The 23986-nt window shown below is 44.4% G+C and carries 19 protein-coding genes, 1 tRNA gene and 1 pseudogene; 8 read left to right on the top strand and 13 right to left on the bottom strand.

Going from position 1 to position 23986, the window contains the following annotated elements:
* Positions 1–52: 52 nt before the first annotated feature.
* The 3 genes from NH399_RS13695 to NH399_RS13705 all read right to left on the bottom strand — a co-directional run bounded on the left by NH399_RS13695 (position 53) and on the right by NH399_RS13705 (position 2539).
* Positions 53–139, bottom strand: a tRNA-Leu gene (locus tag NH399_RS13695).
* A gap of 79 nt (positions 140–218) precedes the next feature.
* Positions 219–1226 carry an NAD-dependent epimerase gene (locus tag NH399_RS13700; RefSeq protein WP_253040987.1) on the bottom strand — a complete coding sequence of 336 codons (1008 nt, stop codon included), beginning with the start codon at positions 1224–1226 and terminating at the stop codon, positions 219–221.
* Positions 1227–1252: 26 nt separating this feature from the next.
* Positions 1253–2539, bottom strand: a complete 1287-nt coding sequence (locus tag NH399_RS13705) for a nucleotide sugar dehydrogenase (protein ID WP_253040989.1) — start codon at positions 2537–2539, stop codon at positions 1253–1255.
* A 201-nt stretch (positions 2540–2740) separates the two neighbouring features.
* Here NH399_RS13705 and NH399_RS13710 point away from each other — a divergent pair, with 201 nt between their 5' ends.
* Positions 2741–3235, top strand: coding sequence for an RDD family protein (locus NH399_RS13710; protein ID WP_253040991.1), 495 nt, complete (start codon positions 2741–2743; stop codon positions 3233–3235).
* A gap of 40 nt (positions 3236–3275) precedes the next feature.
* Here NH399_RS13710 and lptG read toward each other — a convergent pair whose 3' ends face one another.
* Positions 3276–4349, bottom strand: a complete 1074-nt coding sequence (lptG, locus tag NH399_RS13715) for an LPS export ABC transporter permease LptG (RefSeq protein ID WP_253040993.1) — start codon at positions 4347–4349, stop codon at positions 3276–3278.
* Entirely contained in the window at positions 4342–5454 is a 1113-nt protein-coding gene (gene lptF, locus NH399_RS13720; protein ID WP_253040995.1) for an LPS export ABC transporter permease LptF, read from the bottom strand. The genes lptG and lptF overlap by 8 nt, the downstream gene beginning before the upstream one ends.
* A 257-nt stretch (positions 5455–5711) precedes the next feature.
* On the opposite strand from lptF, the gene pepA reads away from it, so the two are divergent.
* The 3 genes from pepA to NH399_RS13735 all read left to right on the top strand — a co-directional run bounded on the left by pepA (position 5712) and on the right by NH399_RS13735 (position 10759).
* Positions 5712–7217 carry a leucyl aminopeptidase gene (gene pepA / locus NH399_RS13725; protein ID WP_253040997.1) on the top strand — a complete coding sequence of 502 codons (1506 nt, stop codon included), beginning with the start codon at positions 5712–5714 and terminating at the stop codon, positions 7215–7217.
* A gap of 10 nt (positions 7218–7227) precedes the next feature.
* A complete protein-coding gene (locus NH399_RS13730; RefSeq protein WP_253040999.1) occupies positions 7228–7653 on the top strand; it encodes a DNA polymerase III subunit chi in 426 nt (141 codons plus the stop codon).
* 271 nt (positions 7654–7924) lie between these two features.
* Complete coding sequence (locus NH399_RS13735) at positions 7925–10759, top strand: valine--tRNA ligase (RefSeq protein ID WP_253041001.1); 2835 nt, start codon at positions 7925–7927, stop codon at positions 10757–10759.
* Positions 10760–10822: 63 nt separating this feature from the next.
* On the opposite strand, the gene NH399_RS13740 is transcribed toward NH399_RS13735, so the two are convergent.
* Entirely contained in the window at positions 10823–12034 is a 1212-nt protein-coding gene (locus NH399_RS13740) for a DUF5610 domain-containing protein (RefSeq protein WP_253041003.1), read from the bottom strand.
* Between the two features lie 613 nt (positions 12035–12647).
* On the opposite strand from NH399_RS13740, the gene NH399_RS13745 reads away from it, so the two are divergent.
* From NH399_RS13745 to NH399_RS13760, 4 genes are all read left to right on the top strand, one after another.
* On the top strand, positions 12648–14558 hold the full coding sequence (locus NH399_RS13745) for a S8 family serine peptidase (protein ID WP_253041005.1): 1911 nt from the start codon (positions 12648–12650) through the stop codon (positions 14556–14558).
* A gap of 274 nt (positions 14559–14832) precedes the next feature.
* Positions 14833–15243 carry a hypothetical protein gene (locus NH399_RS13750; protein ID WP_253041007.1) on the top strand — a complete coding sequence of 137 codons (411 nt, stop codon included), beginning with the start codon at positions 14833–14835 and terminating at the stop codon, positions 15241–15243.
* 75 nt (positions 15244–15318) lie between these two features.
* Positions 15319–15726, top strand: coding sequence for a hypothetical protein (locus NH399_RS13755; RefSeq protein WP_253041009.1), 408 nt, complete (start codon positions 15319–15321; stop codon positions 15724–15726).
* Between the two features lie 34 nt (positions 15727–15760).
* A complete protein-coding gene (locus tag NH399_RS13760; protein WP_253041011.1) occupies positions 15761–16141 on the top strand; it encodes a VanZ family protein in 381 nt (126 codons plus the stop codon).
* 41 nt (positions 16142–16182) lie between these two features.
* On the opposite strand, the gene NH399_RS13765 is transcribed toward NH399_RS13760, so the two are convergent.
* The 7 genes and pseudogenes from NH399_RS13765 to NH399_RS13795 all read right to left on the bottom strand — a co-directional run.
* The gene (locus NH399_RS13765) at positions 16183–16599 is read right to left on the bottom strand and encodes a hypothetical protein (protein ID WP_253041013.1); all 417 of its coding nucleotides are present in this window, start codon (positions 16597–16599) and stop codon (positions 16183–16185) included.
* Between the two features lie 33 nt (positions 16600–16632).
* The gene (locus NH399_RS13770; protein ID WP_253041015.1) at positions 16633–18393 is read right to left on the bottom strand and encodes a GspE/PulE family protein; all 1761 of its coding nucleotides are present in this window, start codon (positions 18391–18393) and stop codon (positions 16633–16635) included.
* Between the two features lie 198 nt (positions 18394–18591).
* Complete coding sequence (locus tag NH399_RS13775) at positions 18592–19392, bottom strand: TatD family hydrolase (RefSeq protein ID WP_253041017.1); 801 nt, start codon at positions 19390–19392, stop codon at positions 18592–18594.
* A 2-nt stretch (positions 19393–19394) separates the two neighbouring features.
* Complete coding sequence (gene prfC, locus NH399_RS13780) at positions 19395–20975, bottom strand: peptide chain release factor 3 (protein ID WP_253041019.1); 1581 nt, start codon at positions 20973–20975, stop codon at positions 19395–19397.
* Between the two features lie 311 nt (positions 20976–21286).
* Positions 21287–21763: a ribosomal protein S18-alanine N-acetyltransferase gene (gene rimI, locus NH399_RS13785; protein ID WP_253041021.1), complete on the bottom strand. Its 477-nt coding sequence runs from the start codon at positions 21761–21763 to the stop codon at positions 21287–21289.
* 15 nt (positions 21764–21778) lie between these two features.
* Positions 21779–22543 (bottom strand): hypothetical protein, encoded by a 765-nt coding sequence (locus NH399_RS13790; protein WP_253041023.1) that lies wholly within the window; start codon positions 22541–22543, stop codon positions 21779–21781.
* 128 nt (positions 22544–22671) lie between these two features.
* A pseudogene (locus tag NH399_RS13795) lies at positions 22672–23817 on the bottom strand (2-isopropylmalate synthase); the annotation flags it as partial.
* Positions 23818–23986 lie beyond the last annotated feature (169 nt).

Genomic DNA, 23986 nt, shown 5'->3' on the forward strand with positions numbered 1-23986 from the left:
TTATAAGCATAAAAAAAGGCCCATAACTTGCGTTATGGGCCTTTTAGAAAATTGGTACCAGAGGACGGACTCGAACCGTCACACCCGCAAAGGCGGGGGATTTTGAATCCCCTGTGTCTACCAATTCCACCACTCTGGCTTCATCGTCAGATGAGGCGCTCATTATAATGATAACTCACCTAAATGCAACACCTACTTAACGACTTTTTTCTTATTTATTACACCTGGTAAAACTCGCGATACCAGCTCACAAAGCGCGCAATTCCTTCTTTAACAGAAGTATTCGGTCTAAAGCCCGTCACGCTTTCTAGCTCAGATACATCGGCGCAAGTTGAAGGTACATCACCCGCCTGCATCGGCATCAAGTTTTTGATCGCTTTTTTACCAACGGCTTCTTCAATGGCTTCAACAAAATCCATCAATTTAACCGGGTTGTTGTTGCCGATATTGAATACGCGATAGTTACAGTAGCTAGTCGCAGGATCGGGTTTATCACCACTCCATTCTGGATTTGCTCCAGGAGGATTATCCATAGAACGTACGACACCTTCAACAATATCATCGACGTAAGTGAAATCTCGGATCATATCGCCATTGTTGAAAATATCGATAGGCGTGCCTTCGATGATTCCCTTGGTAAACAAGAACAAGGCCATATCGGGACGTCCCCAGGGACCATACACAGTGAAGAAGCGCAGCCCCGTGGTTTTCATACCATATAAATGAGAGTAGCTATGGGCCATCAGCTCATTAGACTTTTTACTGGCAGCGTACAATGAGACAGGATGATCAACATTATGATGCTCAGAAAACGGCTGTAAGGTATTAGCGCCATACACCGAACTCGATGAAGCATACACCAGATGATTCACATTATTGTGGCGGCATCCCTCAAGGATATTCAGTGTTCCAATGATATTGGATTCCATATACACATGGGGATTTTCCAATGAGTAGCGAACACCCGCTTGCGCTGCTAAATGAATAACGTTATCAAAGCCTTCTTTCTTAAATAGCTCTGCCATACCGTCTTTATCGGCAACATCCATTTTCACAAAAGAAAAGCGTTCATTTTTTTGCAAGCGTTCAAGACGAGCTTCTTTCAAGCGAACGTCGTAGTAATCATTAATATTATCGAGACCAACAACCTCGTCGCCACGACTTAACAAATACTGACTTACATTAGAACCAATAAAGCCGGCAGCACCAGTAACTAAAACTTTCATCGAATAACCCTTCGCTTATGCTTTTCTTACAAACGCCATAATTTTAATGCTGTTTCAGCAAAATGTTCACGACTGAAGACACCCTTCACATCATAAACATGACCGGTCTCAGCCATCATGTTTTTAATACTTTGCATTGATAACTCACGATACTCTTTATGAGCAACGGCAACGAAAGCCAAATCAATATTTTTTAACTGTTCGTCATTAACGAGCTCAACGCCATACTCTTCTTTCGCTTCCGCGCTGTCAGCCATAGGATCATGCACCAAAGGCTGAATACCATAAGTCTGCAACTCATGGATAATATCGATAACTTTTGAATTTCTTAAGTCAGGACAATCTTCTTTAAAAGTAAGTCCTAATACAGCAATACGGGCAGAGTTAATGTCTTTGCCATCAAGAATTAACTTTTTAATTCCTGACTGTGCAATATGAGCACCCATGCCATCATTGATTCTACGCCCAGACAAAATAACTTCGGGGTGATGACCCACAAGCTCAGCTTTATGGGTTAAGTAGTAAGGATCGACACCGATACAATGTCCACCAACCAGTCCAGGACGGAAAGGTAAGAAATTCCATTTGGTTCCTGCTGCTTCCAACACATCTAACGTATCAATATCCATACGCCCAAAGATAATCGCCAGCTCATTCATCAAAGAAATGTTCAGATCTCGCTGAGTGTTTTCGATCACTTTAGCGGCTTCTGCCACTTTGATCGTTGTCGCCTTATGAACACCGGCCGTCACAACACTGGAATAGACATCAGCAACAATCTCCAAGGTCTCTGCATCCATCCCAGATACGACTTTGGTAATTTTGGTAAAGGTGTGCTCTTTATCACCAGGATTGATTCGCTCAGGAGAGTAACCTACGGTAAAGTCAACACCACACTTAAGGCCCGATTCACGTTCTAAAATAGGCACACAATCTTCTTCAGTTGCACCGGGATACACTGTCGATTCAAAAACAACAATGTCTCCTTTCTTCAGTTGTCCACCAACGGTTTTAGAAGCCGCTAACATTGGGCGCAAATCGGGCTGACGAGCCTCATTGATAGGCGTTGGTACAGCAACAATATGAAAATCCGCCTTACGCAAATCCTCTGCATGACAAGAGAATAAGATATCCGCCTCTTTCAGCTCACTCGACTCAACTTCTAAGGTGCGATCATGACCTGTTTTTAACTCTTCAATGCGCTCCTGATTTACATCGAAGCCAATTACCTGCTGAGATCTGCCAAAAGCCACTGCCACGGGCAATCCAACATAACCTAGTCCAACAACGGAAACTTTTCTATTGTGAGCCATACTCTCTTCCTAAATCTGGCTGATATTAAGTAATAAGTAGAAGAACATCATTACTGGCTAAAAAAACATCGTTTCTTATGCTTAACCAGTAGTTTCCCTACCTATCTATCGAAATGACGCGAATTGTACCACGCTCTGGTTGAAAATGGCTCGTTTTGATACACTAAAACGCTGATTCTTTTTTGCGACTCAACTAACTTCATGACAACACCCTCTAATAAGCTTCAAGTTTCACCTGCCAGCCCCTGGAAACGTCTCTTTGCGTGGGTTTATGACCTATTACCAGCATTTGGCGTATTGGTATTATTTATGATTGTGGGTTTAGCCATCACTAGCCTGATTGGTCATTTATTCGGCGTTGCTTTTCACGACGTCTCTGTCGCTTTGAGAAATCATCCACTATGGATACTCTATCTTGCAGGCAGCGTTAGCTACTACTACCTATGGTGTTGGCAAAAAGCGGGGCAAACCGTCGGCCACAGAACCTGGCGCATTAAGTTAGTACGAGCAGACGGTCAATTACTCAGCTGGAAAGACGCCTTCTTGCGAGGCTTACTATCATGCGGTGGCATTGCCAATCTCTGGGCGTTTTTTGATGGTGAAAACCGAGGATGGCATGATGTCATCATGGACACCTACGTTGTCCAACTGCCAAAGATGGAAAAAACTGCCGAAGAAAAGAAGCCATTGATTTAGCCAACGACACGTTGGCTACTCCATAAGCATTCACTTCAATTTAGCTGGCCCGCTTCAGCAGAAAAATCGCAATGCCGCCAAATAGTAATAATGGCATCATCGCCCCTAAAAACGGAGGCAGGTTATAAACCAAACTGATGGGACCAAAAAACTGGCTGGCAATATGGAATGCAAAACCTACGACAATGCCAGACATCAAACGCGCGCCCATACTGACTGAACGCATAGGGCCAAAAATAAATGAGCTGGCAAGCACCATCATGACAATCAATGCGATGGGTTGTGCAACTTTACGCCAAAAAGCCAGTTGGTAACGTCCAGCGTCCAGCTGATTATTTTCCAGATAATCCTGATACTCTAACAACCCAGCCAAATTCAACATCTCAGGCTCTACCGTCAGCACATCAACATGCTGTGGATCAAGCTCTCCCTCCCACATGTACACACTGTGAGTCTGTTGCTCAATTTCTGTTTCACCCGGCTTTCGACTAACAGCATTTTGTAACACCCAGGTTTGCTGATTAAAAAAGGCTTCTGGGCTTGACACCATCTCAAGCAAACGGGCTTTGTTATCGAGTCGAAATAATGTGACACCGACTAATTCATCACTGGAAACAATGCGCTTAATATGCAAGATATCATTTTGACTGCGAGCCCAAACACCAGTTTTTGACTGAGTGATATGACCGCCACTGATTTCTGCCGCACGCAACTGTTGAGCTTCTCGACTAGCCACTGGGGCAATAAACTCTCCGACAATAATGATGATAAACATCAACACCAAGGTCGCTTTAAGTGTACTGCCAACAATACTTTGAGTTTTAATGCCAATAGCGCGCATTACCGTTAGTTCTGACTGACTTGACATAACACCCAACGCAGATAGCCCACCAATCAACACCGACATCGGAAACAACTCATAAATACGTGCTGGGATCAGCAACAACACATAATAGGTCGCATCAATAAATTCGTAGTTGCCCTTGCCGAGATCACCCGTTTCATCCAGCAAAGAAAACAAGGTTCTCAATCCAACCAGTATCAATAAAGTAAAGGTCACACTAGTGATCACATTTCGCGCGATGTACTTATCCAGAATAGACAACTTATTCATTAGCCTCTCCCTTCACAGACACCACCTTCTTCCTCTTTATCTTTTTATGTTGTGAGCGATACTGCCACAAAGTGAATACCGCCAGCAGACCATGAATCCACCAAAAACCAAGAACGCCAGGCACCTTGCCATCTTCAATCGCACCTCGAGTTGCCAGCATCAGAACGGCGTAAGACATATAAATGATAATCGCCGGAAGCATGCGAGCAAACTTACCCTGCCGCGGTTGAACTCTGGATAAAGGAACCGCAAGCAATGCCAACAAAGGAATACTGATTGGAACAGACAAACGCCAGTGAATTTCGGCCCAATGCTCGTCAGACAGCTCTTGCAACAAGGTTGTCGTTGCGACCGCTTTTACTTTAAGACGACGCTGACTTTTATCTTGCTCTGGGATATTCATAAAGTAGCGAGCAAACTCGGTTAGCGTCCATTCTCCACCCTGCCCAGGTATTTGATAAGAAACCCCGTTATTAAGCACCAGAAAATGCTGACCCGTTTTTTCATCCTGCCAATAATTTCCCTGCTCCGCGCTAACTAACGCCCAGGGTAATTCTTTTTCTTCATCCGCTAAACGAGCAAAAAAGACCTGCTTGAACTCTCCGTCTTCACCATTTTCCGCCACATACATAATGCCTTTTTTGTCGGCGGTTTCCTGAAAACGTCCAGCTCCCAACAACCTTAATTCTGAACCAGAATCTTGCAACGAGAGCAATTGCTGCTGAGTTTGAATCGACCAGGGCGTTAAAAAGAGCGTTAAAACCGATGCGACCAGTGCCAGGCCAATAATGGACGGTGCGATAAAGCGCGCCAGCATTTTATCGCCTACGCCTAAGCTACGGGTTACGACCAGCTCGTTATCAACGTACAAACGACCAAAGGCCAACAAAATCCCCAGAAAAAACGCCAAAGGTAAAAGAAAGCCAATCAGCGCAGGAACTTGCAAACCAACCAATGACAGCAACACATCCGATGCTATTTTGCCCTCAACGGCATCCCCCAAAAAGCGGACGAAGCGTTGGCTCAAAAAAATCAACATCAAGATAAATGTGATAGAGAGAGTAGAAGATAATACTGCTTTGTTAAGATATCGCCTTAGTCGCACGAAAACTGCCCTATATCATTAAATCCACCACGAAAAGACCAAACACCAGCCCTCACCAAGCCCACTCCTGTTATCTAGCCGGGCAATTTAGAGGCATTGTCGAAAAGACTAATAAAACTTATACTTTTGGTGAACTTTCATTGGTTTTGGTCTAAAATCGGTATTTTTAGACGTTATTCGTTCAATAAGCACCTAATATAACATGAAAAAATAGGTGCTTCTAAGTTATTTCACGAGTAAACATTAGAGGAACTCGCATGGAGTTTAGTGTAAAAAGCGGCAGTCCTGAAAAGCAACGTAGTGCCTGCATCGTCATTGGTGTTTTTGAACCACGCAAGCTTAGCCAGGTTGGCGAACAGCTGGATGAAGTCAGCGAAGGCTACATCAGTAATATCTTGCGTCGTGGCGATCTTGAAGGAAAACTAGGTCAGGTATTATTGCTTCACAATGTCCCCAATACCCTATGTGATCGCGTACTGCTGATCGGCTGTGGAAAAGAACGCGACTTTGGTGATAGCCAATACAAAAAAGTAATGGCCAAAGCCATTACCACATTAAACGAAACGGGTTCTATGGAAGCGGTATGCTTTTTGAGCGAACTCAACGTCAAAGGCCGCGATATTTACTGGAAAGTAAAACACGCTGTTGAAGCGACTCAAGATTGCCTTTATACCTTTGACACATTAAAGAGCAAGACCGACACCGCGCGACGTCCGCTGCGCAAACTTATTTTTAATGTGACAACCCGCCGCGATCTGACTCTTGGAGAACAGGCCATTAGCGCAGGGCTGGCCGTTGCAGAAGGTGTAAAGTTCGCAAAAGATCTGGGCAATATGCCACCGAACATCTGCCATCCCACCTACTTGGCCGAGCAAGCAGAAAAAATCGCTGCCGAAAACGACAAGATTGATTGCAATATTCTCGAAGAAGAGGATATGCGCGAGTTGGGCATGGGTGCGTTCTTGGCTGTCAGCCAAGGCTCCGCACAACCAGGCAAACTGATCTGCCTGGAGTACAAAGGCGCCACCGATCCGAACCAACAACCTATCGTACTGGTTGGTAAGGGACTGACCTTTGATAGCGGCGGTATTTCGATTAAGCCAAGCGAAGGCATGGACGAAATGAAATTCGACATGGGTGGCTCTGCGGGTGTCTTCGGTGCTTTCGTTGCGGCAACTCAACTGGATTTGCCGATTAACCTGGTTATGGCAGTAGCTGCCGCAGAAAATATGCCGAGCGGAAACGCTTGTCGTCCAGGTGATGTAGTCACCACCATGAGCGGACAAACCGTAGAAATTCTAAACACCGATGCCGAAGGTCGTCTGGTACTTTGCGACACCCTAACCTACGTAGAAAAATACGACCCAGATGTTGTGATTGACGTTGCAACCCTGACAGGTGCTTGCGTTATTGCCCTTGGTGCTCATGCTTCAGGTCTTTTAAGCACTCACAACCCGCTGGCTCACGATCTGCTTAATGCTGGCGAAGCAGCTGGTGATCGCGCATGGCGCTTACCACTGTGGGACGAATACCAGGAACAACTCAACACCAATTTCGCAGATATGGCTAATATCGGTGGACGTCCTGCAGGCACCATTACCGCGGGATGTTTCCTGGCTCGTTATACCAAGAAGTATCACTGGGCTCACCTGGATGTTGCAGGAACAGCCTGGAAGAGTGGCAAAGCTAAGGGGTCTACTGGACGTCCAGTTCCATTACTGACCCAATACCTGATTGACCGCTCACAAAGTAAATCTGCTTAAGACATATCTTATGACGAAAGTGGAGTTTTACATTCTACAGGACGAAAAGCCCCATGCGGCTTTTCGTCGCGCTGTAGAGCTTATTCAAAATGTTTACAACGACAACAAGCGTGTTTTTGTTCATACTCAGGATCAACGTGCCGCTGAACGCATGGATGAGCTGCTATGGACTCACGAAGCCAATAGCTTTTTGCCTCATTTAATCAGTGGCGAAGCCTCGGGGTTACTCCCTCCGATCCAAATTGGTTATGGACAGGAACCCGAAATCCGACCGGACGTGCTGATTAACCTGTCTGATGAAATCCCACGATTTCATGGTCAATTTGCTACGGTTGTCGAATTTGCCCACGGTGACGAAGACACCAAAGCAAAAGCCAGAGAACGTTTTAAATACTATCGTGATCGAGGCTACCCTCTACAGCACTTTCAGGGATAAAATCGTTCATAATATCGCCAGTCTCCGCTGGCGAACCTTTAATCTCATTTCCCTCGTCTCAATCCCTAAGACCATCAGCGCTCTCTCAACACAAACTCAACGTAAAATAGTTCACTATTAGCACTGGCTAGCTGCCGCAGGAAACCGTAGAATACGCGGTCTACTTGTATTCTATGTTCATTGAAAGACGATGGACATAAACATGGGGACTCGTCTGTCATTTGGCTTGGCGAAGAACTAATAACACCGACGGCACTAAGAGCTAAAGAGAATGGAAAAAGCATATAACCCGCAGAGCATTGAACAAAAATGGTACGACAACTGGGAGAAGAATAATTACTTCGCTCCATCAGGAGAAGGCAATCCTTATTGCATTCTAATACCACCACCCAATGTCACCGGCAGCCTGCACATGGGGCATGCTTTTCAACACACCATCATGGACACGCTTACTCGATACCATCGTATGAAAGGTGACAATACCTTATGGCAAACAGGAACAGACCATGCCGGTATCGCCACACAGATGGTGGTAGAGCGCCAGTTGGCTGCCGCAAACATTAAGCGTCAGGATTTGGGTCGAGATGCGTTTATTGAAAAAGTCTGGGAGTGGAAGCATCAATCAGGTGGCACCATTACCCAGCAGATGCGTCGCCTGGGTAACTCTACCGACTGGAGTCGCGAAGCCTTTACCATGGATGACAATTGCTCCAATGCCGTTAAAGAAGTCTTTGTACGATTGTTTGATGAAGACATTATCTATCGTGGCAAACGCCTTGTTAACTGGGATCCTAAATTCCACACCGCGATTTCTGATCTGGAAGTAGAAAACCACGAAGAGAAAGGCTTCTTGTGGCATTTCCGCTATCCTCTGGCTAACGGCGCCAAAACAGCCGACGGCAAAGACTACATTGTAGTTGCAACAACGCGTCCAGAAACCATGTTGGGTGATACAGCCGTTGCGGTCAATCCAGCCGACGAACGTTACAAAGAGCTGGTTGGCAAATCCGTCATGCTACCTCTTGTTAACCGCGAGATTCCTATCGTTGCCGACGACTACGTGGATATGGAGTTTGGAACAGGCTGTGTAAAAATTACGCCGGCACATGACTTCAATGATTACGATGTAGGTAAACGTCACAACATTGCTTTGGTCAATATTTTCTCTAAAGACGCCTCTATTCGAACAACAGCAGAAGCTTTTGACTATAAAGGCAAAACTTTAGAAGATTTCGATGGCAGGTTACCTGAAGGCTACCCTGGCCTGGATCGCTTTGATGCGCGTAAAAAAATCATCGCAGACTTCGAGCAAAAAGGTTTACTGGATTCCATTAAAGATCACGTATTACAGGTACCACGTGGCGATCGTAGTAACGAAGTCGTAGAGCCCTTCTTAACGGATCAATGGTACGTTGCCGTTGAATCCCTGGCGAAACCAGCTATCGAAGCAGTAGAGCAAGGCGATATCAAATTTGTGCCAGAAAACTGGAGCAAAACCTACTTCCAGTGGATGTATAACCTACAAGACTGGTGTATTAGCCGTCAGTTGTGGTGGGGTCACCGAATTCCAGCCTGGTACGATGCCGAAGGTAACGTTTATGTTGCCGAAGACGAAGCCTCTGTACGCAAAAAATATAATCTGGACGAGAGTGTTGAGCTTTCTCAAGACAATGACGTACTGGATACCTGGTTCTCTTCTGCTTTATGGCCATTTGCAACACTGGGCTGGCCAGAAGAAACCAAAGAGCTAGAAACCTTTGTTCCTTCATCGGTCCTTGTCACTGGCTTTGACATCATTTTCTTCTGGGTTGCCCGAATGATCATGATGACGCTGAAGTTCACTGGCAAAGTTCCCTTTAAAGAAGTTTACATTACAGGTCTTATCCGCGACGAAAGCGGCGAGAAAATGTCTAAGTCTAAAGGTAACGTGCTTGATCCTATCGATCTGATTGACGGTATCGATTTGGAGTCACTTGTCGAAAAGCGCACTGGCGGCATGATGCAGCCTCAGAAGGCAGAAAAAATTGCCAAGCGCACGCGCAAGCAGTTTGCTGACGGTATTGAATCTTACGGCACCGACGCTTTGCGCTTTACTTTCTGTGCGCTAGCCTCAACCAGCCGTGATATTAATTTCGATCTGGGCCGCGTAGAAGGCTATCGAAACTTCTGTAATAAAATCTGGAATGCTGCACGCTTTGTATTAAGCAACACAGAAGGTGAAGATTGCGGACAAAACGGCGGCGAAATGGAACTGGCTCTTGCAGATCGCTGGATCTGGGGTCGACTACAAACCGCTATCGCTGATTACGAAAAACATATCACTGAATACCGTTTTGATTTGGCATCCAGCTCATTGTATGACTTTATCTGGAATGAATATTGTGGTTGGTATCTCGAGTTATCCAAACCCGTTTTATCCTCTGACGCAAGCAGCGACGCCGCCAAGCGCGGAACTCGACATACACTGGTGAACGTACTCGATAACATCTTACGCTTAGCGCACCCAATGATGCCTTTCTTAACAGAAGAAATTTGGCAACGTCTGGCTCCATTGGCAGGTAACGATGGCTCAACGATCATGACACAGAGCTTCCCAAGTTATGATGAGTCTCGAGTAGACTCAGCGGCGGTTGCCGATCTTGAATGGGTTAAGCTGGTCGTAGAAGGCGTGAGAAACATTCGTGGCGAAATGAACATCTCTCCCAAAACCACAGTGCCTTTGTTAGTACACAACGGTAATGCCGAAGACAAACGACGCCTACAAGAAAACGAAACTTTCTTGTCAACGCTTGCCAAGATTGAGTCTATTCAGTGGACAGAAGCCGACGATGAGTTGCCTATGGCGGCCACATCACTGGTTGGCGATATGGAAATACTCATTCCAATGGCAGGCTTAATCGATGTTGAAGCAGAAAAGGCACGCTTAACCAAAGAGCTGGATAAAATTGGTAAAGAAAAAGCTCGCCTGGCTGGCAAACTGTCTAACCCGAACTTTGTTGATCGTGCACCCGAAGCGGTTGTTGCCAAAGAGAAAGAAAAACTGGCCGAAGTAGAAGGCGTTTTATCTAAACTGGAAGAACAAAAAGCTCAGTTAGACAATATGTAGTTGACTTAATCAACGCTCAATAAAAAGCCACCGTTACTAAAAGTATCGGTGGCTTTTGTTTATCTACTCGCTTTCTTCATTCTGACTAAACTGACGCAGCAACTGTGTTAATGCATCGGCAAAAGAAAGCTCCTGTTCCACAGCAGGACCTTGAAACAATAATTCATCAACACCCTGCGCCACATTATCGATCAACTCTAGCGGTTGCCTGAATTGCGCAGCGTTGTCGAACAACTTATCTACTCGATCAAGCAAAGCATTAATATCTGCAATAGCAGGGCGGTTACTGCCTGTACTTTGTTGCTCATAAGCAGCAATGGCCTGATACGTTTGTGTCTGTTGTAAATTCAGATCCAGGCTTTTTAACTCATCACGATTAATATCCAGCTCTAACGCTTTATTAAAGGCTTCGTCCAAATTGCCCTGATAAAAATCCTGAGCCAAACTCTCAACATCGGCCAATACCGCATTGATAGCTTCCAGCTCTTCCTCATTAAGATCTCCCTGAACTGACAACTCGAAAGTGCTTTCAAAGCGAACCTGTTCGGTATAGCCAAACTCAGTCTTGTCCGCTGAACTCTCATAAAAAGCAGCACTGCGTGAAGAGAAAGCCTCGGCAAATGAGATTTGAACAATATCCCCTTCTTGAGTCACCAATTCTAAATCAAACGACTGAGTTTCTTCATAAGACTCGGCAATACCCAGCCTGCCCGTTGGTGCGATTTGAGTGCCATTTATATCGTCACGTAATTCATCGATCCCGTTGGTCACACGGTCATAGGTATCATTAATCTGCGCAGACAGTTCATCATTCAATAATCCCAAGGATTCAATAATGCCTCGAGCTTCTTCAAATCCTTTGTTAAAGCCTTCAAGCGCTTCATCTAAACGCTGATTAAGTTCTTCATCTGTTGCTCCAGCCGCCTTATCAGCCTGAATACGGCTTTGGATAAAGTTCAGAATATTATTAGCAGCCTGCTCAGAGCTTAAAGGTTCAGCGGATGGTGATGTAAATCGAGAGTCAAAAGGCTTACTAACAAAAGGACTACCCGCTTGCTGCAAAATACGATCATTGAGCGCTTTGTTAAACACCTCAAAACCGGATGTAGAGTCAGGTTTTATACTTGGGGCTTGTCTCGGCTGGCTGAAACTTCCAGGTTCGATACGCCCTTTATTTTGTGGAGTCAGCAGTGAACCGTCTTGAACAAGACCTTTTAATGGAGAAGATTCTATCATGATGGTTGTTCCTTCATCATCGGTGCCATATCGTTTCATCGGCCTGGCAAAATCCATCTTTAGAAAATAATGCAATTTTTTAAAAGACTTTCTCTTTTGCCATTCCAAAATAGAGATGATTAAACTAAAAACATGACCAAATTATCAAAGTTTCTAATTCTGTTTTGATTAGATTTCAATAACCTTCATTATTAATTCGAGTGATTTAGACAGCTTATCAACTACTCATTTAGAGATAGTTTTTAAACCTCAAAAATTGAACATATTTTAGACAACATTTAAGCCCTTGTTTAATATGAGAAATCACTAAATTAGAAACCCTTAAAATTCAAAATGAGATAAAAACCACTTTCAATTAAAAGTAAATTAGCTCGCATGGAGATTGCATATTAAATTGTCAGAAAATGCCTCCCCCCATCTCTCGCCATCTCAAAAATGTGAATATTTCACATAAAATTCAATTTTTTTAAACACTTAGATACTTTAAAAGTGATATCCCACTAAAAATAGTAAGTACCCACATACTATTTTTTGGTAATTTTACCATTGATTTTGTTTAGTGAATGTTCAATTTTGCAATTGAGCAAGTGATTGCTCGTAGGACCTATTAAAAAGTCAATATAATAATTAACAAGATATGAGGTTAAATCTCATGGTAAATACCCGATCTAAAGTTTTAATGACGACTTTAATCGCAGGATCAATTTCCGCTGTACTTGCGCAGTCGCCAACAGAACTGAACAAAATTGGTTTCGATGGCAATATCCAATTACCAGAATATGCTGAAAAGCGTTATATCGTTACTTTTAATAACGATCAGCAATTCATGTCTAAAAATTCACAGGGAGTGTCTGTTTTCAATAAAGCGGCTGCCAGTAGTTTTTTAAAAGGCAGAGCTGGTGAAATTAAGCGTTTTCTTTCTGAGCAGAAATCTGTAGCAGTAATGATGACTCAACGTCAGTTGAAGTCGTTAGAGCAGCAACCAAACATGTCAATTGAGGTTGATCCTATTCGTCGCATCAGCGCGGAAAGTACTCCTTATGGCATCACTATGGTTCAAGCGAATCAGGTAAGTGACTCGTTAACTGGTAACCGTAAAGTCTGTATCACCGATACTGGTTATGATCGTTCTCACGAAGATCTTATTTCAAACGGTGTCACTGGTGACGACAACAACGGTTCAGGAAGTGACACTGGTAACTGGTACGAAGACGGCCATGGTCACGGTACACACGTAGCAGGTACGATTGCTGCGGTTGGCGGTAACAGCAAAGGTGTTGTTGGCGTTAATCCAAGCGGCTTATTAGGCTTGCACATCATTAAGGTATTTAATAATTCAGGAAACTGGGGTTATGGCTCAGATCTGGTTGCTGCAATCAATCAATGTCGTGCAGCGGGTGCCAATGTAATCAGCATGAGCTTAGGTGGAGGTGCTTCAAGCACAACCGAGCAAAACGCCTTTGACAGCGCACTAAGCGCAGGTGTTTTATCAATCGCGGCCGCGGGTAACGGTGGTAACAGCAGCATGTCTTATCCTGCTTCTTACAACTCCGTTGTGTCAGTAGCAGCTGTAGACTCCAACAAAAACCGCGCATCTTTCTCGCAGTATAACTCGCAAGTAGAGATCGCAGCACCGGGTGTTGGCGTACAATCAACTTGGACTGGCGGTGGTTATAACACTATCAGCGGAACCTCAATGGCAACACCTCATGTTGCTGGTGTGGCTGCGCTAGTATGGAGTCATTACACTGACTGTTCTGCGACTCAAATCCGTAACGCTTTAAATGCAACGGCAGAAGACCGTGGCAGTGTAGGACGTGATACTCAATATGGTTATGGTATTGTGCGCGCAAAAGCGGCATTCGACTACCTCGCTGATGGCTGTGACGGCGACGGCGGTGGTGGCGGTGGCGGCGGCGGAGGTGGCAATGAGCTCACCAACGGCGTAGCTAAAACGGGTATCTCTGGTGCTCAAGGCTCGCTTCAGTACTACACTCTCGACGTTCCAGCTGGTGCAACTGGCCTGAACTTCCAGATGTCTGGAGGCTCTGGTGACGCCGATATGTACGTACGTTTTGGTTCTCAACCAACCACTTCAAGCTATGATTGTCGTCCTTATCTGAATGGTAATAACGAAACCTGTAACATTAGCAATGCTCAGGCGGGTACTTACCATGTCATGGTTCGTGGTTATACTTCCTTCTCTAACACCAGCTTAACCGGTTCCTTCACTGAAGGCGGCGGTGGAGGCGGCGGTAACGGCGGCTCCTTTAACGAAGCTAACCTGTCTGGCTCAATCTACTCGTGGAAACATTACACAGTCGATATCCCAGCTGGAATGTCTAACTTTACAGTTAACATTGCGGGTGGAAGTGGTGACGCCGACCTTTATGTGCGTCGTGGCTCTCGACCAACCACTTCAAGCTATGATTGCCGTCCTTATAAAAACGGTAACAATGAAACCTGTAGCTTCAACAACCCTACTGCTGATACCTACCATATCAGTATCCGGGCCTACCGCAGCTACTCAGGTGTAACCCTTAGTGGTGAATGGCAGCCTTAAAATTAACTTTTTAAGTTAAGCCAATGAACAGCCAGCTCTTAAGCTGGCTGTTTTTTTATATAGGATTATCAAAGAGATAGCTTGTCTTATTCATCACCGCACATTTTAAGAACATTAAATTCTAAAAATCAGCCGGTGCAGATTTTCTTTCGTTCATCAAGTTCGTTTATATTGAAACATGACGTTTAGAAGCCTTGATTCTCAATCTGAAATAGTCTCTTTCTATTTTGATTAAGGCCGCTAAACTGAATAATTCGTGATAGGAGAACTCTTTATGTCTGTTAAGTTTCATGAATTTGTAAATGCGATTAAAACCAACCTCGAGTACAGAAATGTAACGGCCTGGGATCTTAATATTGAAGCCATGGTCATTCAGTTTTTGTTGATAAAGCATCCTTACTTACTCACAACGGATGACAAAGAAAAAATTACCTATCTGTCCGACAAAGACGAATACTGTCCTCAGGTCACTCAAATTAACTGCTCCTATAAAGCTTCGACCTTAACGCTCAGTATTCTTTATACCGCCCCCAGTACTTCCGAACATAACTCCGTATCAAGTTTACGGCTGATTAACTTTATTCTCGATAAAGAACACGATGCTCAGCACTACTCCAAATTTAAAATACTAAACGACACCTTTGAGCAATCAATTCCTCAACAACTATCTGCAGGTTACCAATAGCACCGGTCATCATCTCTTGTTAGTTTTGAACAAACGATACTCTAATTTGTCTAGTGTTATGGTGGTTCACTATTCATGAGTAAAGTTGATAGTGCTATGACAAATTTTTTAGCGGTGCCTGCTTATTTAACGTTACTATTGTTAGGCTCAACACTAACGACTCCTGCGCATTCTACAAACAAAGAGAAGCGTGTTGCTATTGATTCATCGCTTAACTACAAACGTTGCTTTTTACTGCAAAAACACCAACAACTCACTGTGAGCTTCAAGACTTCAGATCCAATCAATTTTAGAATCACCTACAACGACAAACAAGGTATGAATACATTGTTATCTATGCCTTTACTAAACGAAATAAAACCAACGCCTTTTACACTACCAATGACTACCACTTATTGTTTGCATTGGCATAATCCCCAAGCTTTCAAAATCCATTTGAGATACCATCTCAAGTCTCATAAAATGCAACCCTCTTCAACTTAATAGCCCGCATCAAAAAAATCTTTTGGGAAAGACTATGCTGAACTTTATCCCCCAGAAAGGACACACAGTTTGGAAACTCGGTGCGTTTTTATCCATCCTTTTGTTGTTGTACCTCACACTCACCCCAATAACAGCCCCATCACTGGCTATCGAAAATATCGATAAGCTTTATCATTTTATTGCTTTTGCAGGCGTTACCTGGCTGTGCAAAAATGCTTTTATAAATATTTCGGCCTTGAAACTTTTCGGCTCGCTTTTATTACTTGGACTAATGATCGAAATAGTTCAACATCAACTTCCTAACAGAAGTTTTAGTTGGCTTGACTGGGTTGCCGATGGCGTGGGAATTGTATTTGTAATGGGGCTATTTAGGACTTACGAACATATCATACAAAAGAGTCGCTGTAGTGAATAAATGCCTCTCTTATGCTCGAACAGAGAGGCATTATATAGAAGTTAGTGAGTCGAGTTAGCTATTGCACTACTTTGACACCTGTTTTGTATGCACTCTGTTAAAGGCTTAGGAGCAACAACACAAATACCAACAGCACCGCTTTTTTCATTACCTTGGCGCTTTCTCTTATTATATCGAGCAACAACCTCTTTAAGAGCATCTACATCGGTTGCTGTCTGTGAGTAAATCAAGTATTTATCTGGACCACCACATGGGCGCGCACCTAATCCTATCGATTTGCACTCAGCATTCGTTTGGCAACTTTTATTGCCCGTTAACTCGCTGATTTCAATCAACTCTGGTTCTGGTAAAAATTTTTCTCCATCATTGTATGAAGGTGGTTCATTGGCTGTACATGAAATAATAAGTAGCGAACTCATTAATGTTATCAGTACATTTTTATTATTGTTTAATTTCATTGGTTCTTCCTCTTGTCTTGTAACCGGGGCCACCTAGGATTCCATTTCTGGAGATGCCACTCTCAATACTTCTTCAATCGTCGTCAAGCCTTCTGCTACTTTCATAGCACCGCTGACGCGCAGCAAATTCATACCATCGCTGATAGCCTGATCTCGAATCGGAGCCACATCACAATTTCGAGTAATCAGTTTTTTCATGGCTGGATTTGCTGTTAAAAATTCATAAATCCCCTGCCGTCCTAAATAGCCCGTTTGACGACATTCATTGCATCCTACCGGAGCACACACTTTTTTAGGAACGGGAAGCGCATAAGGCGTTACCAGATACTTCCACATTTTCTCATCCACTCGAGTGGTTTTCTTACAGTGTGGGCAAAGTGTTCGCACCAATCGTTGAGCCATTACACCTAGTAACGTCGCATTCACCAAAAATGGTTCAACGCCCAGATCAATCAATCGAGTCACAGCCGAAGAGGCGTCGTTGGTGTGCAAGGTAGAGATTACCAAGTGGCCCGTTAACGAGGCCTGAACTGCCATATCAGCCGTTTCTTTATCCCGGATCTCACCAATCATAATGATATCAGGATCTTGACGTAATAAGGCTCTGACACCTGCTGCAAAGCTCAGGTCAATATCATGATGAACCTGCATTTGGTTTAACTTAGGGTCTACCATTTCGATAGGATCTTCAATGGTACAAACATTCACTTCGGGTTTTGCAATGGATTGCAAAGTCGCGTACAAGGTGGTTGTTTTACCACTTCCCGTTGGGCCTGTTACTAATACAATCCCATTCGGCTGGCTAACCATAGATAACCATTGTCGTTGCAGCTTCCCATCAATACCCAACTGCGAGAAGTCACGCGTCAACACCACCGGGTCAAAAATACGCGCCACCAGCTTTTCGCCAAAGGCAGTAGGTAATGTAGACAAACGTAGTTCGATTTCTAAATTATCGGGAGTACGTGTTTTAACACGTCCATCTAACGGTTTGCGTCTTTCGGCAACATCCATTCGTCCTAGTATTTTAAAACGCGCTAATACCGCACTGGTGATATTGGCTGGTAACTCATAAACCTTATGCAACACCCCATCAATACGAAACCGAACAATGCCTTGTTCACGACGCGGCTCGATATGAATATCACTGGCTCGTTGAGAATAAGCATACTGTAATAGCCAGTCAACAATCTGTACGATGTGCTGATCGTTAGCATCTACCTCTCCCAGATTGCCTAGCTCAATCAGAGACTCCAGATTGCCAACGTTAGACTCTTGATAATTCTCCTGCTTTGCCCCTTTAATGGATTGAGACAAAGCATAAAATTCCCGCTGATAACGCTCAATCGCCACTGGACTAGCCATCACCCGCTTTATGTCTTTGCGCACCGCATGTTGCAAGCCGTTCATCCAGCCCTTCACTCCAGGTTCTGCTGTCGCAACAGTGACCGTGGTATCGTTAACATCATAGGCAATGATTTTATGGCGCTGAGCAAAGGCTTTGGACATCACAGAAGTGACGGAATCCACATCAATTTTTAGCGGATCAATAAAAACATAAGACATGCCACATTTGTTAGCAAACCACTCGGTTAAAAACTCATCCGTCAGTGTTTGGTGAGGCTGGCTGGCATGTTTTAAGTTAAGAGAGGCAACTCCAGCAATGGGGTGCTTACCTTCGCCCATGGTCCGGAGTTTAATTCGGAGTGTTTCAAACTGTTTTTTGTCGATCAATCCGTCAACCAACATTTTTTCTAGAAACTTAATAGGAATGATTTGTCGATCAGCAGTCATGCACTGGCCCTTAAATGATCGTAAGCTTTGCTTATTAAACAGCTTACTGAAAACTATGTAGACTCCAAAACGGATTGATTGAGGAATGGTATTATTTACTTCTAGCGCTTACCCAAACAGCTCTCAATCACTTTTAACACTCACTTCGGAGTGGCATGCTGTTATAACGCAATTCCACAAACAATACTGTGAAAGTGCTCACTCATGATTGTTTTTAATTCTCAATGCACTGTAAGCATTGTGCGTTGACTGTTCGGCAATCTGCAACGGAGGTTCTTCTCGCAACGCGCACAGCGCTCGAAAATTATCAAAAATATGCAAAGGCGTATTGCGCTTTGTTTTACATGTCGCTGGGGGCATATCTGGCGCATCGGTTTCTAAAACAATGCTATCAAGAGGCAACTCTTTGACCATCGCTCTCAGTTTAACAGCGCGTTGATAAGTAATCGCGCCACCGACCCCTAATTTGAAACCCGCATCGCAATAACGCTTGGCTTGGTTGAGATCACCATTAAATGCGTGCACAACCCCACCTTCGGTGTAATTTAACATACGGATTTGTTTCAGTACGTCTTCATGGGCTTTGCGAGAATGCAAAATAACGGGCAAGTGACAATCTTTTGCCATGTGCAGTTGTTGATGAAAAAACTTCTCTTGTCGAGTTTGATTGTCACGGCCATTGTAATAATCCAATCCAATTTCACCGACAGCCGCTAAAGGTCCAACTGACAGAGCCAGCTCAAGATCGTGAAGATCCTGCTCGGTATGCTCATCAATGAACATAGGATGCAATCCTAACGCAGAATGAACGTTAGTATGCAACGCTGAAAGCTGACGAATAAAACGCCAGCCATTGCGTTTAACACCAGGAACCACCATACCATATAAGCCATGCTCTTCGGCAACACTGAGTAGCTTCTTGCGATCGCTATTAAACTCAGGAAAGTCGAGATGGCAATGAGTATCAAATAAGTGATACTGATGGTCTGGATCAGTCATATCTAGTGTTCTCGAGTCTCATAAAACTCAACGTCGGGAAACCTTTCTTTGGTTAAATTCAAGTTCACCATCGACGGTGCCAAATAGGTTAAGTTATCGCCCCCATCAAGCGCCAAATTATCGCTCGCTTTATTTTTTAGTTTTTCCAACGTCTTCTCATCATCACAACCAACCCAACGGGCCGTAGCAACATTGATAGGCTCGTAAATACAATCGACGTTGTACTCTGTCTTAAGACGATGCGCTACTACATCAAACTGTAGCACACCTACAGCGCCCAGAATAAGATCATTGCTATTCATTGGACGAAAAACCTGAGTTGCGCCCTCTTCGGACAGCTGTATGAGGCCTTTTTGCAACGCTTTGCCTTTTAATGGATCTTTAAGACGCACGCGTCGGAACAGCTCAGGGGCAAAATTAGGGATCCCGGTAAACTTCAACTCTTCGCCCACCGAAAAGGTATCACCTATCTGCAAATTACCGTGATTGTGCAAGCCAATAATATCGCCAGCCCATGCTTCTTCCAGGTTACTTCGATCACCCGCCAAAAAGGTCACTGCGTTTGATATCTGTACATCTCGTTTTAATCGAACATGACGCATACGCATGCCTTTTTTATAGCTGCCAGAACAGATACGCATAAAAGCAATACGGTCACGGTGTTGTGGGTCCATATTGGCCTGAATTTTAAATACAAATCCAGAGAACTTTTCTTCCGATGCCTCAATATCTCGAGTGTGCGTTGCGCGCGGCTGTGGCGCAGGTGCCCACTCAACAAAGCCATCTAGCAACTGGGTGATGCCAAAGTTACCTAAAGCAGTACCAAAGAACACAGGCGTTAATTCACCTTTTAAAAACGCCTCAAGCTCAAACTCGTGGCTCGCTCCGAGTACCAACTCTAACTCATCTTTCAGATCAGCAAGAAAATCGCCCAGTTGTTCTTCCGCTTCTGGGCTATCAATACCCTCAATGATTTTTTCTTCTTGAATAGTATGACCAAGACCCGATTCATAAAGATAAATCTTATCTTGTAATATGTGATAAATACCTTTGAATTCTTTACCCATCCCAATAGGCCAGGTAACAGGCGCACAGGCAATTTTCAGGACGTCTTCTACTTCATCCATTAACTCGATAGGATCACGAATATCACGGTCCAGCTTATTCATAAAGGTAACGATAGGAGTATCGCGCAAGCGACAAACTTCCATCAATTTAATCGTTCGTTGCTCAACACCTTTACTGCTGTCAATCACCATCACCGCAGAGTCTACTGCTGTCAGAGTACGGTAAGTATCTTCCGAGAAATCTTCGTGACCGGGAGTATCCAGCAAGTTAACGATTCTATCGTTATAGGGAAACTGCATGACCGAGGTAGTTACCGAGATACCACGCTGTTTCTCGAGTTCCATCCAGTCAGAAGTCGCATGCTTTGAAGCTTTGCGTCCTTTTACGGTACCGGCTTCCTGAATCTGCCCCCCCAAAAGCAACAGCTTTTCGGTCATGGTGGTCTTTCCGGCGTCGGGGTGGGATATTATCGCAAAGGTTCTACGCTTAGCGACTTCAGCAGCTTGTTGAGACATGAGATACCTAAAAATTTCAGTGATTTATAAGCCAATCTGATCTTTTGTATTATATACCTAAAGTATTTCAAGGTGCAGATAAGCGGCCAGCAAGCGAATCCCCGAACTTAGCTTTACTAAGTGATTGGGGTGAGTGCGCGCAGCCAACACCGCTGCTCCTTGAAAGGCGACGGGTATAAATCCAGATCCGCCATGATGAGAAGGGCGAAATTATATCAGACCTCATTAAAATAGCTAACATAAGCCATGCACAACTCACCAAGGCCAGAAGCATAAACCGGCCACAGCTTCCTTTCACTAGCCAAACTGTTCTATGAAGACTCAGAGCTACATAGAGTTTTCGCCATTACCCGACCATCTTCTTTGCCATCATCAGGTAGTCGATAGTAGTTTTTGCGCACCCCAACCTCTCTAAACCCCAGCGATAAATAGAGACTATGGGCTGGTTCGTTAGAAAAACGAACTTCTAACAGTAGCACAGACTTATCGTCGTTAATCGACGAGTCTAACCAAAAGCTCATGGCTTCACGTCCCCAGCCTTTTCCTTGGTGAGTACGCACAATACATATATTTAATAAATGACTCTCATCAAGCACATGCTGCCAGATGATGTGGCCGACAACCTGTCCTTGATACTCAATGACCCAAAATTCGAATTGCTCGGCAAAACAATCGAGAAACATCTGCCGTCGCCATGGCACTTCATAGGATGCTTCTTCATTGGCAACCACATCAGCCAAATCCGATTCCACAGCGAGCCGAAAAAACAATGAAGAAACCAAGTCCACGGATCAACTACCCATTCAAAGAATCATGCTGCGAAGCATCTCTAACTCCGACATCAAATGCTTCTTTAGCAATGGAGACTGGTAAATATCATAAGGATGATAGGTCACAATAAACGGCGTAGAATCGGCCAGTGTCCATTGTCGACTTTGCCACTCTTCCAGAGAGCGCTCTTCTCCTGTCAACTGATTGGCCGTTGCAGCCCCCATCAGCAATAGTGCTTTGGGAGGATGCTCTTCAAGCAACGGAGCAACGGCTTGCGATGCGTCACTTAACCCAGCTCCCGTCACCTGAGCGTAAAACAATGATTCAGAATAATCTTCTTCTACCGCTTCGGTTACAAAGTATTCAATAGCATTCAGTAGATTAGCCAGAGTTTTCGAAGGACGCCCGTGATTAACGAAACTGCCAGCAGGCTGCCCCACTTCGTGCCGACACAAAACACCAATCCCATTCGCTTTCCAGCGTGTTCCCGGAGGTATAACGGCATAGCCACGATCAAGAGGTTTCTCGACATTAACAGGTTGAGCAAGTTCTTCGCTCACTGGCTCCTTAACTGGTGCAGGCTTAGAGACGGCGGCTGGTTGAGAAGACTGAACAACCGCTTCAGGTCGACCTGGCGTACTTGAGCCAGCAACGGAGGGAGCATCAGGTGTCGTAGCAGTTTGTGCAGGCGCTGTCTCTTGTGTTACAACGACAGGCACCTCTTGCTCACTGGCGCCAGGGACCCACAACTGCACTCCCATTGCATCCAGATAAGCTAAACGTAAAGATTCTTGCATAGATAGACCGAACGAATAATCATTGTCCCTAATGATACCTCAATCCAACCACTTCACAAATGCTGATGCTACAAAACCTCAAGCAAGCAGAGCTTGCTCCAGACTCTGCTCATTTTTTGACTCTATAAAACCAATTGCTTTAGCTCATTATCGGACAAGCCCGCACCCGAGTCGGCTCGCTCTTTAAAGCGATTAAACGCGCAATTGAGTTCTTCATCTGACGCAAAAGCAATGCCTAGCTGATCTAGACGACTACGGAACGCATGACGCCCAGAATGCTTGCCTAACACCATTTGCTCACCGTTCCACCCAACATCTTCGGCGCGCATGATCTCATAAGTTTCGCGATGCTTTATGACGCCATCCTGATGGATTCCTGCTTCATGGGCAAAAGCATTACGCCCGACAATCGCTTTGTTAGGCTGAACAGCAAATTGCGTAATCTCAGAGACCTTTTGCGACAAATGCACAAGATGCTCGGTTTTAATATCGGTATAGACAGGAAACACATCTTTACGTGTATTCACAGCCATCACCACCTCTTCTAATGCCGCATTGCCCGCTCTTTCTCCTAACCCGTTGATGGTGCACTCTACCTGTCGAGCCCCCTGTTCAATCGCAGCCAAAGAATTAGCCGTTGCCATACCCAGATCGTTATGACAGTGAACCGAAAAAATAGCTTTATCTGCATTAATAACTCGCTGTCGTATCTCGGCAATCAACTGCCCAAATTGATGTGGCATAGAATAGCCTACCGTATCAGGCAAATTGATCGTGGTAGCTCCGGCATCAATAGCCGCTTCGATGACACGTACCAAAAAGTCACTGCGACTACGTCCAGCATCTTCACATGAGAACTCAACATCGTCAGTAAAATTGCGCGCACACTGCACCGCTTTAACCGTTGCAGCAATCACCTCATCGGGCGACATTTTGAGCTTGTACTTCATGTGAACATCTGAAGTTGCAATAAACGTATGAATACGAAAACGCTCAGCAGCAGATAACGCTTGTGCTGCAGCTTCAATATCTTGAACACGTGCTCGCGATAAACTGCACACACGAGAACTTTTGATCTGTGCGGCAATTTTTTTTACTGCGTCAAAATCCGCAGGACTCGCCATTGCAAATCCGGCTTCAATCACATCAACACCTAAAGCTTCGAGTAAGAGAGCGAGTTCGATTTTATCGGTAACAGACATGGTGGCACCGGGACTTTGCTCGCCATCGCGCAAAGTCGTATCGAAAATCACTAACTTCTCTCGGTTAGACATTGATACAAACTCCTAAATTGAGCGAAATAAAAAAACCGATCACCGCTCGTAAGCAATGACCGTTCGATGAAACTGTTTTTTAAAAATAGTTTTAAGTTCCTTTGATGCTAACCATTAATAAAAAACCTGCCAATCATCTTTAGATATAAGCAGGTTTAGAAGGCAAACC

The organism is Pleionea sp. CnH1-48 (assembly GCF_024124665.1).
GTDB lineage: Bacteria > Pseudomonadota > Gammaproteobacteria > Enterobacterales > Kangiellaceae > JAMXSB01.